Below are 14,385 nucleotides of genomic sequence, written 5' to 3'. Positions count from 1 at the left end.
GACTCGCGGATTCGCGACAGAAAGTTCGCACACGTATGCTTTTGCGGTGCATAAGATCCGCTTATCGCTTGCTCGTGTAGCGGCGCTCCTCGCGACCCTCTTCCTGGTCGGCGGCGTGGCGCTCGCGCCATCGGCGCATGCCGCGTCCGATCCCTCGTCGGGGCTGCCGTCGACCCTGCGAGTGGGCACCGAGGGCGTCTATCCGCCGTTCAGCTATCACGACTCCTCCGACAAGCTGACCGGTTACGACGTCGACTACATCGAGGAGATCGGCAAGCGGCTGGGTGTCAAGATCACGTTCGTCGAGACGCCGTGGGATTCGATGTTCTCGGCGCTGCAGTCCCACCGCATCGACCTGGTCGCGAACGAGGTCACTCTCAACCCGGAGCGGAAGGCGAAGTACGACCTGTCGGCGCCATACGTCACCACGACCGGGGTGCTGGTCGTCGCCTCGGACAACAAGTCGATCACGTCGCTGCAGGACCTGAAGGGCAAGCGGGCCGCGGAGAACGTCACCAGCAACTGGGCTGACGTCGCCACACAGCATGGCGCCACCGTCGTCGGCGTCGAGGCGATGGACAAGGCGATCAGCGCGCTGTCCCAGGGGCGGGTCGACGCGATGGTCAACGACCAGCTCGCCGTCAAGAACTACCTGAACACCAAGGGCGACAGCGGAGTCAAGATCGTCGCCACGACCGCCGACAAGAGCCAGTCCGTCTTCGCCGCTCGCCAGGGCAGCGGCTACATGCCGGCGATCGACAAGCAGATCGCGGCGATGCAGCAGGACGGCACCGCGCAACGCCTGTACGACAAGTACTTCGGCGCCAAGGCGCAGCAGGCGTCCGGCACCAGTGACTGGCAGGTGGTCAAGGACAACGCCTGGCCGATGTTGCAGGCAACGCTGAAGACCACCATCCCGTTGACGATCGTGGCATTCATCATCGGACTGGCCATCGCCGTCGTCGTGGCGCTGATGCGACGTTCCAGCGTGCTGGTGCTGGCCTGGGTCGCGCGAGTCTTCATCTCGATCATCCGCGGCACGCCGCTGCTCGTGCAGTTGGTGATCGTCTTCTACGGGCTGCCCGAGATCGGCATCAAATTCTCGACCTTCGTCTCGGCCGCGATCGCGTTGAGTCTCAACGTCGGCGGCTACGGCGCGGAGATCGTCCGGTCGGCCATCTCGTCGGTGCCCGACGGGCAGTGGGAAGCTGCCGAGACGATCGGCATGGACTATCCCACCTCGCTGCGTCGGGTCGTGTTGCCGCAGGCCGCCCGGATCGCGGTGCCACCGCTGGGCAACACGCTGCTCTCACTGGTCAAGGACACCTCGCTGACCTCGACCATCCTCGCGCTCGATCTCTTCCACCAGGCGCAGATCGCCGCCGCACCGACCTACAGCTATTTCGCGCTCTACTGCGCCGCAGCGGTCTACTACTGGGTGATCTGCTTCGTGCTCAACCATTTTCAGGGTCGTCTGGAAACCCGACTGAACAGGTATGTCGTCGCATGAGTGAGCTGTTGGAGGCCACCTCACTGGCCAAGAAGTTCGGTGACCACGAGGTCCTCAAGGACGTGTCGTTCAGCGTGCCGCGTGGCACGGTGACGGCGATCATCGGACCGTCCGGGTCGGGCAAGACGACGCTGTTGCGCGGACTCAACGCCCTGGAGCGGCCGGACAGCGGCGTGGTCCGGATTGCCGACGTCACAGTGGATTTCGCCACGATCCGGGCGTCGCGTCGAGGCCGGCTCGGGTCGCGCGACCGGTCCGTGCTCAGGCGTTACCGGTCGCACAGTGGCATGGTCTTCCAGGGTCACAACCTCTTCCCACATCGCACGGCGTTGCAGAACGTCACCGAGGGTCCGATCGTCGTACAGGGCCACCCCGCGGCCGAGGCGAATGAGCAGGCCCGGGCGCTGCTGGCGAAGGTCGGCCTGGCCGAACACGCCGACAAGTTTCCCTACCAGTTGTCCGGCGGTCAGCAGCAACGGGTCGGGATCGCTCGAGCGCTCGCGCTGCAGCCGGATCTGCTGCTCTTCGACGAACCCACCTCGGCGCTCGATCCGGAGCTGGTCGGGGAGGTGCTGGACGTCATCCGCCAGCTGGCCCGGGAGGGCCGCACGATGGTGATCGTGACGCACGAGATCCGCTTCGCCCGAGACGTCGCCGACCAGGTGCTCTTCATCGACGGCGGGGTGGTGGTGGAGCGGGGCACGCCGGCCGAGGTGCTGGATCATCCGCGACAGCCGCGGACCCAGGCCTTCCTGCACCGCATGCTGGAGGTATGACGCGGGCGTGTGTCGTCGGCTGCGGCCGGCTTATTAGATTGGACCGACCATGATCGACATCGCCGACTGCCGCGCCGCATTCGCTGCGGCCGCCGAGGTCTTCACCGGTCCGCTCTACCGGCATTGGTGCGCTCTTGCCGGGGCCGAGACCGGGTCGGACGACCGGACCTTCACCGCGTTCACGTCCTACGGGCTGGACTTCGCCGACTGGCGATCGCCGCAGCAGCTGTTGCGTGCGACCAGTGAGGAACTGCGCGCCCTCGGAGCGAGTCGGCCGCTCGCCGGCTACTTCCCGGTGCTGCACGGGACATTGCCACCCGACGGGCGCTCCTATCAGCTGTGGACCGAGCTGCTGCGCGACCGGCGCGGCCCGATCGGTCGTCGCCTGCTGGAACCGCCGCTGCCGCTCAACGATCCGCTGGCCGGTGTGCGCATGCTGCGGCTGGCGACCGAGCACCTGCAGGCCATGTATGCCGAACCGGTCACCCTCGAGCTCGTCGCGGTCGGCGCGGCCGCCGGACTCGAGCTGGTGGCCGAGGCGTTCGAGCCGGATCTGTTGCGGGGACAGCACATCGCCGCCCGTCGCGGCTACGATCTGCACCCGCTGCACCCGCAGCAGGACGGCGTCCTGGACCGCATGCTGGCGCAGTTGGAGCCGGAGCAGGTCCAGGCGCAGGCCCGCGTGCGCCGCGCTGCGCAGATCGTGGACGAACAGGACATCGTCGTGTCCCGGCGGAACGCCTTCGAGGTGGTCTCGGCCGACGGATTCGGCTTCGGACGGCTGCCCGTGGTCATCGGCTCGTCGTTCCTGTCCTCGGTCGAGGACCGAGGACGAATGGACCAGCTGATGCGAGCTCGGCACGCGGAGGGGATCTGGGTGTCGGACGACACCGTCGCGGTGCTGCGTTCGGTGAGCGACTCCCCGGTGCTGCGGGATGCCGATCCACGGCGACGCGCGACGAGGCTGACGCACTACCGAGCCGGGGAACTGCTCGCCGAAGTGGTCGAACTCGGCTGATCTCCTGGCGGCATACAGCTGTGGTTGCCAGAATGACCGGACCTCGACCCGTAGGAGGACGCACATGGAAGTGCCACTGATCGTCCGTGATTTCCTCGACCGCGCGGAGACCGTCTACGGCGACCGCGTCGCGATCGTGGACGAACCCGACCAGCCGGCAACGCCTTTCGGCGGCGGCGCGATCACCTACCGCAGGATGGCCCAACTCGCAAGGGCACAGGCGGCGGGGTTGGACCGGATGGGCGTGCCCGTGGGCGGCCGCGTGGCGGTGGTGTCGCACAACAGCGCGCGCCTGCTCACCTCGTTCTACGGAGTCAGTGGCTACGGGCGCATCCTGGTGCCGGTCAACTTCCGGTTGTCGGTCCCCGAGGTGCAATACATCGTGCAGCATTCCGGCGCCGAGGTCCTGATGGTCGACCCCGAACTACGCCACCTGCTCGACGCGGTCGACTGCAACCGCAAGTTCGTGCTCGGTGAATCGGACGACGAGATCTTCGGCGCCACGGCGGAGCCGCGCGCGTGGGACGGCGACGAGCACGCCACCGCGACGATCAACTACACCTCGGGCACCACGGCGCGGCCCAAGGGTGTGCAGCTGACCCACCGCAACAACTGGCTCAATGCGACGGTCTTCGGTTGGCAGGCAACCGTTTCCGACGAGGACGCCTATCTGCACACGTTGCCGATGTTCCATGCCAACGGCTGGGGTATGCCGTTCGCGGTGACCGGCATGGGCGGCAAGCACATCGTGCTGCGCAAGGTCGACGGCACGGAGATCCTGCGTCGCGTCGAGGAGCACGGCGTGACCCTGATGTGCGCCGCGCCGGCCGTGGTCGCAGCGGCGCTCGACGGCGCCCAGCAGTGGGACGGTCCGATCCCCGGCCGGGACCGCACCCGGATCGTCGTCGCCGGCGCACCGCCGCCGACCCGCACGATCGAACGGGTACGGGACGAACTCGGCTGGGAGTTCATCCAGATCTACGGCCTCACCGAGACGGCACCGTTGCTCACCATGAGCCGGATGCGCGCCGAGTGGGCCGACCTGTCGCCCACCGACCAGGCCCGCAAACTAGGCCGCGCCGGTTATCCGGCGATCGGTGTGCGGATGTCGGTCGACCAGAGCGGCGAGGTCCTGTCGCGGACCAATCACAACCTCGAGGCCTACTGGGACAACCCCGAAGCCACCAGCGCGGCGCTGGCGGGCGGCTGGTTCCACACCGGCGACGGCGGCCACCTCGAGGACGGCGCGGTGGTCATCGCCGACCGGAAGAAGGACGTCATCATCTCCGGCGGCGAGAACGTCTCGTCGATCGAGGTGGAGGACGTGCTCATGTCGCACCCCGCCGTGCGCGAGGTCGCCGTCATCGGCATACCGGACGAGAAGTGGGGTGAGCTGGTCACCGCACTCGTTGTCGCCGACGGCGGGGTGACCGAGGACGAGCTCATCGCGCACGCCCGCGCGTCGCTCGCCGGTTACAAGGCGCCGAAGAAGGTCGAGTTCCGCGACGAACTCGCGCGCACGGCGACCGGGAAGTTGCAGAAATTCAAACTGCGCCAACCGTTCTGGGCCGACCAGGACAAGCAGGTCAACTGAGTGGCGCGCGAGCTGTCCGGCATCGGTCGCGCCGTGCAGGGCGCGATCTACGCGGCAGGTGCCTATGGCCGCAAGTCGAAGGTGCCGGTCGAGCCGGCCGCACTGTATGACGCCGCGCGTCGCCGGATGAGCCCGCAGGCGTGGTCGTATGTCGCCGGCAGCGCCGGGATGCAGCGCACCGACCGGGCGAACACTGCTGCGTTCGAACGGTTTCCGATCGTTTCGCGTGTTCTGCGGGACGTTTCGGAGCGCTCCCTCGGCGTGACGCTCTTCGGGCACGACCTGCCGGCGCCGGTGCTCTTCGCGCCGATCGGAGTGCTGGAGATGGTGCAGCCGGAGGCCGAGTTGGCTGTCGCACGAGCGGCGCGATCGCTGGGCCTGCCGATGGTGTTGTCCACGCAGGGTTCGGTCCCGATGGAGCAGACCGCCCAGGAGCTGGGCGCCCATCCGATGTGGTACCAGCTCTATTGGAGCAACAACGACGAGCTCGCCCGATCGCTGGTGCAGCGCGCCGAGGCGGCCGGCGCCCAGGCGATCGTGGTCACCCTCGACACTCACCTGCTCGGCTGGCGGACCCGGGACCTCGACCTCGGCTACCTGCCCTTCGCCCGCGGGGAGGGCATCGCGCAGTACCTCACGGACCCGGTCTTCCAGGAACTCATCCACAAACGTGTGGCGGAGCAGACTACTACAAGCAAGTACAGCACTGCAGAGAGGAGTCCGGGGTCCCCGCGAAGCATTCGGGGGAGCGAAGCGGAGGAGAAACTTCGGGGGGCGGAGCGGCCCACACCGGCCGCGGTGCGCACGTTGCTCTCCATCACCCGCCATTACCCGGGCCGCTTCCGCGACAACCTCCGCTCGCCGCTGCCGCGTGCCGCGGTCGAGACGTTCCTGGATGTGTTCCCCTGCCCAGCGCTCACCTGGGACGACCTGGCGAAACTGCGCGAGTGGACCTCGTTACCCATCGTGCTCAAGGGCATCCAATCGGTGCAGGACGCGCAGTTCGCGACCGACCACGGCGCCGACGGCATCATCGTCTCCAACCACGGCGGCCGTCAGATCGACGGCGCGATCGCCTCGCTGGACGCGCTGGCCAGCATCGCCCCGGTCGTCGACGGCCGCCTGCCCGTGCTCTTCGACAGCGGGATCCGCAGCGGCGCGGACGTCTTCAAGGCGCTGGCCCTGGGTGCATCGGCCGTGCTGGTCGGCCGGCCCTGGCTCTACGGGCTGGCGTTGGACGGTGCCGCCGGAGCGGAGGCAGTCATGGAGCGGATCCTGGCCGAGCTCGACCTGACCATGGCGCTGTCCGGCGTCACGTCGATCGAGCAGATCACCCGCGACTGCCTGGCCGATCCAGCTCGATGGTGATCTGCGGTCCGTAGAGCGCCATGGCCGCGAGTGCCCGGTCGTGGTTGTCCTGCGTGGACCCGGCACACAGTGCCGACGCCACGTGGACGGTGGCGCCGGCATCCGCGGCGGCCAGCGCGGTGGACAGGACGCAGCAGTCGGTCGCCACCCCTGCGAGCGTGAGTCGTGGTGTGCTGCCGACGATCTCGGCGAGCGCCGGCCACTTGCCGAACGTCGGGGCGGTGATCACCGGTGCACCGTCGGCGACCACATCCGCGAACTCGGGCACCAGCGCGTAGAGCGGGTCGCCGTCAGGGACCTGCGCGAACGGCCATTCCCGGTAGTAGCCGACCCAGGATCCCCGCGGCCGCGCGTCCGCGACGAAGCGGGTGAAGACGACCCGGCCGGCATACGCCTCGACGGCGGCCCGGATCCGCGGCACCGTGCCCGCCCACATCGGCGAACCCCACGGTGAGGTCTGCGGGTCGGCGAAGATCGCCTGCGAATCGATGACGACCAGCCACCCGTCGCCGGGCGAAACGCCTTCGGCGTCCATCGGATCAGGCCTCCACCGCGGCGCGGTCTGCGTTTTCCTCGGTCGAAGCCTCCTGGCGGGCGACCGTGCCGCGCCGCAGGAGGTATGCCGCCACGAACGACAACACGAGGGCGACGATCACACCGAGGTTGGCGTAGGCCCAGTTGCCGCTCCAGGCGGCAGTTTTCGGGTCATACGTGCCGAGCCCAAGCGGATGCAGCAGGTAGCCCTGCCAGTTGTTCCAGGACGCGTCCTGTGCGTAGTTGTTCACCACCAGACCCCAGCCGACGACCGACGTGACGAAGAGGATGCCGATCGATGTCCAGTCCCAGGACCCGTAGCGGCCGGCGGAGTCGAAGAGATCGTTCTCGTCATACGACCGCTGGCGCAGGACGATGTCGGCGATCATGATGCCGGCCCACGAAGCCAGCGGCACGCCCAGCGTGATCAGGAACGACTGGAACGGGCTGGCGAAGTTCTCCGCCACGAAGACGACGTAGATCGTGCCGGCGGTGAGGATCACGCCGTCGACGAAGGCCGCGGCCGGACGCGGGATCCGCACCCCGAGCGAGAGCAGGGTCAGTCCCGAGGAGTAGATGCCCAGCACCGCACCGCTGACCAGGGACAGGATGGCTGCGACCAGGAAGGGCACCAGGAACCACGTCGGCAGGATGTCGGCGAGGGCACCGATCGGGTTGCTCAGAATGCCCTCGGCGACCGTGCCGTCCGAGCCGGCGAGCAGCAACCCGAAGATCACCAGGACCACCGGCGCCACGGCACCGCCGAAGGTGTTCCAGGCGACGATCGCCCCGCCGGAGGCGTCCCGGTGCTGGTAGCGCGACCAGTCCGCGGCGATGTTGATCCAGCCCAGGCCGAAGCCGGTCATCACCATCACCAGCGCGCCGACCGTCTGCTGCCAGCTGCCGGTGGGCAGCGCCGTCACCTTGGACCACTCGATGTGTGACGCGGCCACGACCATGAAGACGACGGTGATGATGCCGGTGATCCAGGTCAGCCAGGACTGCAGCCGCATGATGACGTGGTAGCCGGCGACGGACGCGAGGACGACGAGGGCCGCGACGACGAAGCAGGCGATGATCTTCGTCGCGGTGCCGCCGCCCCAGCCGAGCTTGCGCATCACGGTCGCCGTGGCCAGGGTGGCGTTGATGGTCAGGAAGGTCTCCCAGCCGATCGAGGTCAGCCAGCTGATGACGCCCGGCACCTTCTGCCCGGTCACGCCGAATGCCGCACGGGACAGGATCATGGTGGGTGCCGAGCCGCGTTTGCCGGCCAAGGCGATGACCCCGCAGAGCGCGAAACTGACCACCACACCGACGAGTACGACGAGGACCGACTGCCAGAAGGAGATCCCGAAGCCGAGCACGAAAGCGGCATAGGAGATCCCGAACACCGACACGTTGGCGGCGAACCACGGCCAGAACAGGTCGCGCGGCTGCGCGGTGCGCTCGGACTCCTCGATGATCTCGATGCCGGTGGTCTCCACGCCGAGGCGCCGGACCTCCTGCCCGGTTGCGGTCGCTGGGGTGCTCATGGCGAGAGCATGGCAGATCCGCGGCGTCGGCGCCGACCAGATCGGCGATGACCTCCGCGGTCAGGATCCGTCGGTGGGGTGACGGACCTGTCGGCCCGCGTCGACTCGCTCGCGCTGCGGCACCACGGTGTACTTGGGGTCGCGGGCGGAGGCCTGCCCGGCCTCGAAGATGCCGAATCTGGTCAGCGCAGAGCCGACCAGCAGCGCCACGCCGGACGCCATGGCGACGGGACGCGAGCGCCGGCCGAGCACGGTGCCCAGTGCCCCGATGCTGGAGGTCACCGCGGCGGCGCGCAACATCGCCCCGGGTCGGCCCTCATCCAGCGTGCGTGCCGACAGGCCCATGGACCGGCGCATCCAGGTGTATGCCGCGAGCTCCGCGGCCACTCCGCCGACCGCCATCCGGCGGGCGGGTGCGGCTTCGTGCCTCGGAGAGGTCAGCATCGCCAGGCCACCGGCGGCGCTGGCGGCCGACCCGGCGAAGACGAAGGGCAGCTGGCCGGACGCCTCGTGCCAGGCCGGAGTGGCGGTGTCCCCGAGCAGCACCGCGGTGTAGGTCGCGACCGCCGAGCCGGTCACCGCGGCCAGCAGCCCGGCCGGTCGAGCTGCCAACTGCAACCCCGTGGTGGCCACATCCGGCAGCGCGTTGCGGGCGCCGGCCGGTAAGGCGGCGACGGCTTCCGCGGTGGCGGCCAGGCCGGCCGCCGGCCCGTAGGCGAAAAGGATCCAGGAGCCCATCGACATCGGCGAGGTCGGCCGGAACACGCGCAGCATATTGAGGAACCGGCTGGGCCGGCCCAGGTCGTGGATCAGGAAATAGGTGCTGGCGCCGATCGACACCAGCGCCGAGATCCGGCTGTTACGAGCCAACGCCCGGCGTCCGCTCAGCTCCGCACCGGCCGCCAGGAGTGAAGAGGCCCCGGCCAGCCCACCGGTGAACAAGTATGCCGGGATGTCGGCCTGCCACGGCGACGCCTTGACCACGGGTCGTCCGTAGTACGAGCTGAATTCGGCCTCGGGCACCATCGCACGCTCACCGCCGCGGCCGCCGCGGCGCCGTCGGCCCGCGCCGGCAGCCCGTCGCATCCGCCCCGCCGCGCGCCGTCCTCGGCGGGGCTGGTCGTCGTCGGGCCACCGGCCGTACCTGCTCTCGGCGTGTCCGGCGGTGCTCATCCGCGCGCCCCCAGGAAACTGAGCACGACCCCGGTCGCGAGCCCGGCTGCTGCCAGACCCGCTCGCTGCCACATCATCGGCAGGTCACGGGTGGTGACGACCGGGTCGGGTGGCAGTCCGTAGACCTCCGGCTCGTCCAGCAGCAGGAACATCGCACCCGTGCCGCCGACCCCGTCCTGCGGGTCGGCGCCGTACAGCCGGGCACTGTCGACACCTTGCTCCTGCAGTTGCGCCACGCGCTGCCTGCCGCGCTCGCGCAGTTCGTCGACGTCGCCGAACATGATCGACTCGGTCGGGCAGGCCTTGGCGCACGCCGGCATGTCACCGACACCGATCCGGTCGTAGCACAGCGTGCACTTCTGGGCGATGCCGGCGTTCTTGACCTCCGGGCCGCCGCCCCGGCGCTCGATCACGCCATACGGGCAGGCGGGGACGCAGTAGCCGCAGCCGTTGCACACGTCCTCCTGCACGACAACGGTGCCGAACTCGGTCCGGAACAGCGAACCCGTGGGGCAGACGTCCAGGCAGGCCGCGTGGGTGCAGTGCTTGCACACGTCCGAGGACATCAGCCACCGGAAGTCCGGACGTGCGCCGGACTCGTCATCCGCCGCATCCGCCGCATCCGGCGGCGGACCCACCGACGGCATACCCAGGTCGACTGTGGGGGGACCGGCGGGGACGGTCTGCTCGATGAAGGCGACATGCCGCCAGGTGTCCGCACCCAGTGCACCGGTGTTGTCGTAGGAGTCGCCGGTCAGGCCCTCACCGAGATCTGCCGGTATGGCGTTCCACTCCTTGCAGGCGACCTCGCAGGCCTTGCACCCGATGCATACCGAGGTGTCGGTGAGGAACCCCTTGCGGGCCTGCTGGTCCCAGCCGGCGTCGGCGGCGGGGTCGAGCGGGCCGAACAGGCGATGTGAACTCACGCTTCCTCCGGGTCCTGGTGCCGGGTATTGCTGGTCTCCACGGTGATCCCTGCCCGGGACACGTAGTCCTCGACTAGCTGCCGCACCCGGCTGTCGTCCGGCCGGCGCCCGGCTCGTACGTCGCAGGTGCCGGCCTTGCTCTCCTGGATGTGCACGTTCGGGTCCAGCGTCACGCCGATGAGGTCGTTGGCGCTGTCACCTTCCACGACGGCACCCTTGCCACCCTGCCCCCAGTGATAGGGCAGCCCGACCTGATGCACCGTCTGCCCGTCCACGACGAGCGGGACCATCCGATCGGTCACCAGGACGCGCGCCTCGACGGCGCTGCGGGCGGTGACGATGGTCGCCCAGCCACCGTTGACCAGTCCGCGCTCGGCTGCCAGGGCCGGCGACACCTCACAGAAGAACTGTGGTTGCAGCTCGGACAGGTAGGGCAGCCACCGGCTCATGCCGCCGGCGGTGTGGTGCTCGGTCAGCCGGTAGGTGGTGAAGACGAACGGGAATTCGTCGGCACCGGGCGTATCCGCCGACGGGTTGGACAGGTTGTCCTTGCGCTTGTACACCTGGCGGGTCGGGTTGGACTGCTGGGCATAGACGCGGTTCCGGAACGGCGATTCCTGCGGCTCGTAGTGTGCGGGCAGCGGCCCGTCCAGCAGCCCGCTCGGCGCGAACAGCCATCCCTTGCCGTCCGACTGCATGATGAACGGGTCATCGCCGGCCAGCCCCTCCGGCCCGGCGGTCCCGTCCTCCGGCTGGAAGTCGGGGCGCTTGCTCGCCGGGAAGTCCGGTATGTCGTGGCCGGTCCACGTGGCCGCTTGCTCGTCCCACCAGACGTACGCCTTGCGTTCACTCCACGGCTTACCCTGCGGGTCCGCGGACGCCCGGTTGTAGAGGATCCGCCGGTTGGCCGGCCACGCCCAGCCCCACTCGGGGGCGACCCAGGACTGCTCCGACCCGGGCTTGCGTCGCGCCGACTGGTTGACGCCGTCGGCATACACACCGGTGTAGATCCAGCATCCGCCCGCGGTGCTGCCGTCGTCCTTCATCTCGGTGTAACTGGACAGCAGGTCGCCCGCGCTGCCGTCGGCGTTCACCTGCCATCCGTTGATCTCGCGCAGCACCGCGTCCGCGGACGGCTCGTCGCTGCCCTCCTGGCCGTAGTCCCAGGTCAGGTCGAGCAACGGCCGGTCACGTTCGTCGGTGGAGTCCGCGAGTCGCTGACGGATCTTGTTGCCCAGGTGCCACATGAAGTGCAGCTCGCTGCGGGCATCGCCCGGCGGGTCGATCGCCTTGTGGTGCCACTGCAGCATGCGCTGGGTCTGGGTGAACGTGCCGTCCTTCTCGACGTGGGTCGCGGCCGGCAGGAAGAAGACCTCGGTGCCGATGTCCTCCGTGCGCAACTCGCCGGAGCGGACCTCCGGACCGTCCTTCCACCAGGTCGCCGATTCGATCAGCTGGAAGTCACGCACCACCATCCACTTGCAGTGCGCCATGCCCAACCGTTGCAATCGGCCGTGAGCCGACCCGACCGCAGGGTTCTCACCCATCACGAAGTAACCGTCGACCTGGTCGTCCAGCATCCGCATGACGGTGTTGTAGGTGCCGTGGTCGCCGCTGATCCGCGGCAGGTAGTCGAAGCAGTAGTCGTTGTCCGCCGTGGCGGCTTTGCCCCACCACGACTTCAGCATGCTGGTGGTGTATGCCGCCGCCTCGGTCCAGTAGCCCTTCTGGGTGTCGCTGGTGACGGACGTGAGGTATTCCTGCAGCGTGCCGTGCTGGTCGGCGGTGGGCATCGGCAGGTATCCGGGCAGGATGTTGAACAGCGTGGGGATGTCGGTGGAGCCCTGAATGCTGGCGTGCCCGCGCAACGCCATGATGCCGCCGCCCGGCCGGCCCATGTTGCCCAGCAACAGCTGAATGATCGCCGCGCCACGGATGTATTGCACCCCGACCGTGTGCTGGGTCCAGCCGACCGAGTAGACCCACGCGGTGGTGCGGTCCCGGCCGCTGTTGGCGGTGACCGCCTCGCACACCGACAGGAAGTCCTCCTCGGAGACGCCGCACACCTGCGCCACCAGCTCGGGGGTGTAGCGCTGGTAGTGGCGCGCCAGGATCTGGAACACGCACCGCGGATCCTGCAGCGACTCGTCCCGCTCGGTCTGGGTGTGACCATGCCCGACCGCACCGGCGCTGCCGTGCGTGTCACCGGCCGCACGGTCCCGGTGATCGTCGGCCGACGCCGCGGACGCACGGGCATTGCCCGCCGCCGCGTATGCCTCGACGCCCTCATAGCTCCAGCTGGCGGGATCGTAGGTGCCGGTCTCGGGGTCGTAGCCGGAGAACAACCCGTCCAGGTCCTCGGTGTCGCGGTAGTCCTCGCCGACGATCGTGGCGGCATTGGTGTAGGCGACCACGTAGTCCCGGAAGTACTTCTGCTGCTCCAGGATGTAGTGGATGATCCCGCCGAGGAAGACGATGTCACTGCCGGCGCGCAGCGGCACGTGCTGATCGGCGACCGCGGAGGTGCGCGTGAAACGCGGGTCGATGTGTATGACGCGAGCGCCCCTGCGCTTGGCCTCCATCACCCACTGGAAGCCGACCGGGTGACACTCGGCCATGTTGGAACCCTGGATGACGATGCAGTCAGAATTCTGCAGATCCTGCTGGAACGTCGTCGCGCCACCGCGACCGAACGAGGTCCCCAGACTGGGAACCGTGGCGCTGTGTCAAATACGCGCCTGATTCTCGATCTGGATCGCGCCCAGCGCGGTGAAGAGCTTCTTGATGAGGTAGTTCTCCTCATTGTCCAACGTTGCGCCACCCAGGTGCGCCATACCGAGGGTGCGGCGCAGCATGCGCCCCTGCTCGTCGGTGTCCTGCCAGGTGCGCCGACGGGCCTCGAGCACCCGGTCGGCGATCATGTCGGTGGCGGTGTCCAGGTCCAAGTGTTCCCACTCGGTGGCGTAGGGACGTCGGTAGAGCACCGATGTCTGCCGGGTGGAGGAGTTGACCAGCTGCTCACTCGCCGACCCCTTGGGGCACAGGCGACCGCGCGAAATCGGCGAGTCCGGGTCTCCCTCGATCTGGGTGACCCGACCGTCCTTGACGAAAACCCGCTGACCGCACCCGACGGCGCAGTAGGGGCACACGCTCTGCACGACCTTGTCCGCGGACTCGGTGCGCGGCGTCCAGTCCTTGCCGGATTTGGCGGCGGCGCCGCGACCCAGCCGGTCCGGCCCCAGCGCCTGGCGCACCACGGGCCAGGAGAGGAAGGTTTTGCCGCGACCCATCACAGCCACCAATGGTAGCCGAGGGAGAAGTTCACCGTGGCTGCGAACGTCAAATACATCAGCCACACTCCGGTCAGTGTGTGGAACAACCCGAGGGCGCGTTCCCCGAGCTCGATGGCCAGGGACGCGAAGAAGTCCGCGAAGTAGACGAGGAACAGCCCGACGAACAGGATGAACACCGGGATGTCGTCGGCCTGGAAGAACACCGTCGCTCCTAGCGCGGAGATCACCATGTACGCGATGCACATCCCGGCGTTCGGGCGGGGGTCGTTGCCCTGATAGCGATTCCAGCCGATCGCGAACCAGTGGATCCCGTATGCCGAGAACGCCAGGGCAGCCATGTAGACGGGCCCTTCGCGGAAGACCTGGAACCACGTCATGCCGACGAAGAGCAGCACTCCGGTGACGAACTGGCAGAATCCGGGAAGCCAGATCCCCCAGACCCCGACGGACCGGTCCACGCTCGCATCACGTGGCGGATAGCCGAACAACTCCTGCGGGCCGTAGATCAAGTAGCCGGTGCCGAGCCCGAAGAAGCCCAGTGCGAACGGCAGGTACGGCGACGCGAGGAGGGTGACATCTGCGCCCATGGTCGACTCCTTCGCGACTGTCGGTCCTCAGCGTCATACCCACACCGGACCGTTCGAATCGCCGAAGGTGCCCG

The 14,385-nt window shown here is 68.5% G+C and carries 11 protein-coding genes; 5 read left to right on the top strand and 6 right to left on the bottom strand.

Annotated features, from left to right (window positions below):
• Positions 1–46 precede the first annotated feature (46 nt).
• The 5 genes from ACYVBN_RS08960 (at position 47) to ACYVBN_RS08940 (ending at position 6,266) form a co-directional block, all read left to right on the top strand.
• Positions 47–1,510 carry an ABC transporter substrate-binding protein/permease gene (locus ACYVBN_RS08960; RefSeq protein ID WP_460600199.1) on the top strand — a complete coding sequence of 488 codons (1,464 nt, stop codon included), beginning with the start codon at positions 47–49 and terminating at the stop codon, positions 1,508–1,510.
• The gene (locus ACYVBN_RS08955) at positions 1,507–2,286 is read left to right on the top strand and encodes an amino acid ABC transporter ATP-binding protein (RefSeq protein ID WP_440283390.1); all 780 of its coding nucleotides are present in this window, start codon (positions 1,507–1,509) and stop codon (positions 2,284–2,286) included. The genes ACYVBN_RS08960 and ACYVBN_RS08955 overlap by 4 nt, the downstream gene beginning before the upstream one ends.
• 49 nt (positions 2,287–2,335) lie before the next feature.
• Positions 2,336–3,304, top strand: coding sequence for a DUF2332 family protein (locus ACYVBN_RS08950; protein WP_460600198.1), 969 nt, complete (start codon positions 2,336–2,338; stop codon positions 3,302–3,304).
• 64 nt (positions 3,305–3,368) lie between these two features.
• Positions 3,369–4,898: an acyl-CoA synthetase family protein gene (locus tag ACYVBN_RS08945; RefSeq protein WP_460600197.1), complete on the top strand. Its 1,530-nt coding sequence runs from the start codon at positions 3,369–3,371 to the stop codon at positions 4,896–4,898.
• On the top strand, positions 4,899–6,266 hold the full coding sequence (locus ACYVBN_RS08940) for a beta/alpha barrel domain-containing protein (RefSeq protein WP_460600196.1): 1,368 nt from the start codon (positions 4,899–4,901) through the stop codon (positions 6,264–6,266). It abuts the gene before it with no gap.
• Here the strand turns inward: ACYVBN_RS08940 and ACYVBN_RS08935 are convergent.
• The 6 genes from ACYVBN_RS08935 to ACYVBN_RS08910 are packed head-to-tail and all read right to left on the bottom strand — an operon-like array spanning position 6,229 to position 14,311.
• Positions 6,229–6,801: a cysteine hydrolase family protein gene (locus ACYVBN_RS08935; protein WP_460600195.1), complete on the bottom strand. Its 573-nt coding sequence runs from the start codon at positions 6,799–6,801 to the stop codon at positions 6,229–6,231. The two genes, ACYVBN_RS08940 and ACYVBN_RS08935, sit on opposite strands and share 38 nt — an antisense overlap.
• Positions 6,802–6,805: 4 nt before the next feature.
• Complete coding sequence (locus ACYVBN_RS08930) at positions 6,806–8,332, bottom strand: purine-cytosine permease family protein (RefSeq protein ID WP_460600194.1); 1,527 nt, start codon at positions 8,330–8,332, stop codon at positions 6,806–6,808.
• Between the two features lie 60 nt (positions 8,333–8,392).
• Complete coding sequence (nrfD, locus tag ACYVBN_RS08925) at positions 8,393–9,505, bottom strand: NrfD/PsrC family molybdoenzyme membrane anchor subunit (protein WP_460600193.1); 1,113 nt, start codon at positions 9,503–9,505, stop codon at positions 8,393–8,395.
• Positions 9,502–10,431, bottom strand: a complete 930-nt coding sequence (locus ACYVBN_RS08920; protein ID WP_460600192.1) for a 4Fe-4S dicluster domain-containing protein — start codon at positions 10,429–10,431, stop codon at positions 9,502–9,504. The genes nrfD and ACYVBN_RS08920 overlap by 4 nt, the downstream gene beginning before the upstream one ends.
• Positions 10,428–13,721: a formate dehydrogenase gene (fdh, locus tag ACYVBN_RS08915; protein WP_460600191.1), complete on the bottom strand. Its 3,294-nt coding sequence runs from the start codon at positions 13,719–13,721 to the stop codon at positions 10,428–10,430. Before fdh ends, ACYVBN_RS08920 begins: the two co-directional genes overlap by 4 nt.
• Positions 13,721–14,311, bottom strand: a complete 591-nt coding sequence (locus ACYVBN_RS08910) for a hypothetical protein (protein ID WP_440283381.1) — start codon at positions 14,309–14,311, stop codon at positions 13,721–13,723. Before ACYVBN_RS08910 ends, fdh begins: the two co-directional genes overlap by 1 nt.
• Positions 14,312–14,385: the final 74 nt, after the last annotated feature.

It is taken from the genome of Flexivirga lutea (genome assembly GCF_054778955.1).
The sequence above is the reverse complement of the archived record's forward strand: the minus strand, read 5'-3'. Positions and strand labels throughout refer to the sequence as shown.

Coding starts and splice junctions, on each gene's coding strand:
- ACYVBN_RS08930 (WP_460600194.1), bottom strand. CDS start 8,332: ATGAGCACCCCAGCGACCGCAACCGGGCAGGAGGTCCGGCGCCTCGGC.
- ACYVBN_RS08945 (WP_460600197.1), top strand. CDS start 3,369: ATGGAAGTGCCACTGATCGTCCGTGATTTCCTCGACCGCGCGGAGACC.
- ACYVBN_RS08955 (WP_440283390.1), top strand. CDS start 1,507: ATGAGTGAGCTGTTGGAGGCCACCTCACTGGCCAAGAAGTTCGGTGAC.
- ACYVBN_RS08950 (WP_460600198.1), top strand. CDS start 2,336: ATGATCGACATCGCCGACTGCCGCGCCGCATTCGCTGCGGCCGCCGAG.
- ACYVBN_RS08910 (WP_440283381.1), bottom strand. CDS start 14,311: ATGGGCGCAGATGTCACCCTCCTCGCGTCGCCGTACCTGCCGTTCGCA.
- ACYVBN_RS08935 (WP_460600195.1), bottom strand. CDS start 6,801: ATGGACGCCGAAGGCGTTTCGCCCGGCGACGGGTGGCTGGTCGTCATC.
- nrfD (WP_460600193.1), bottom strand. CDS start 9,505: ATGAGCACCGCCGGACACGCCGAGAGCAGGTACGGCCGGTGGCCCGAC.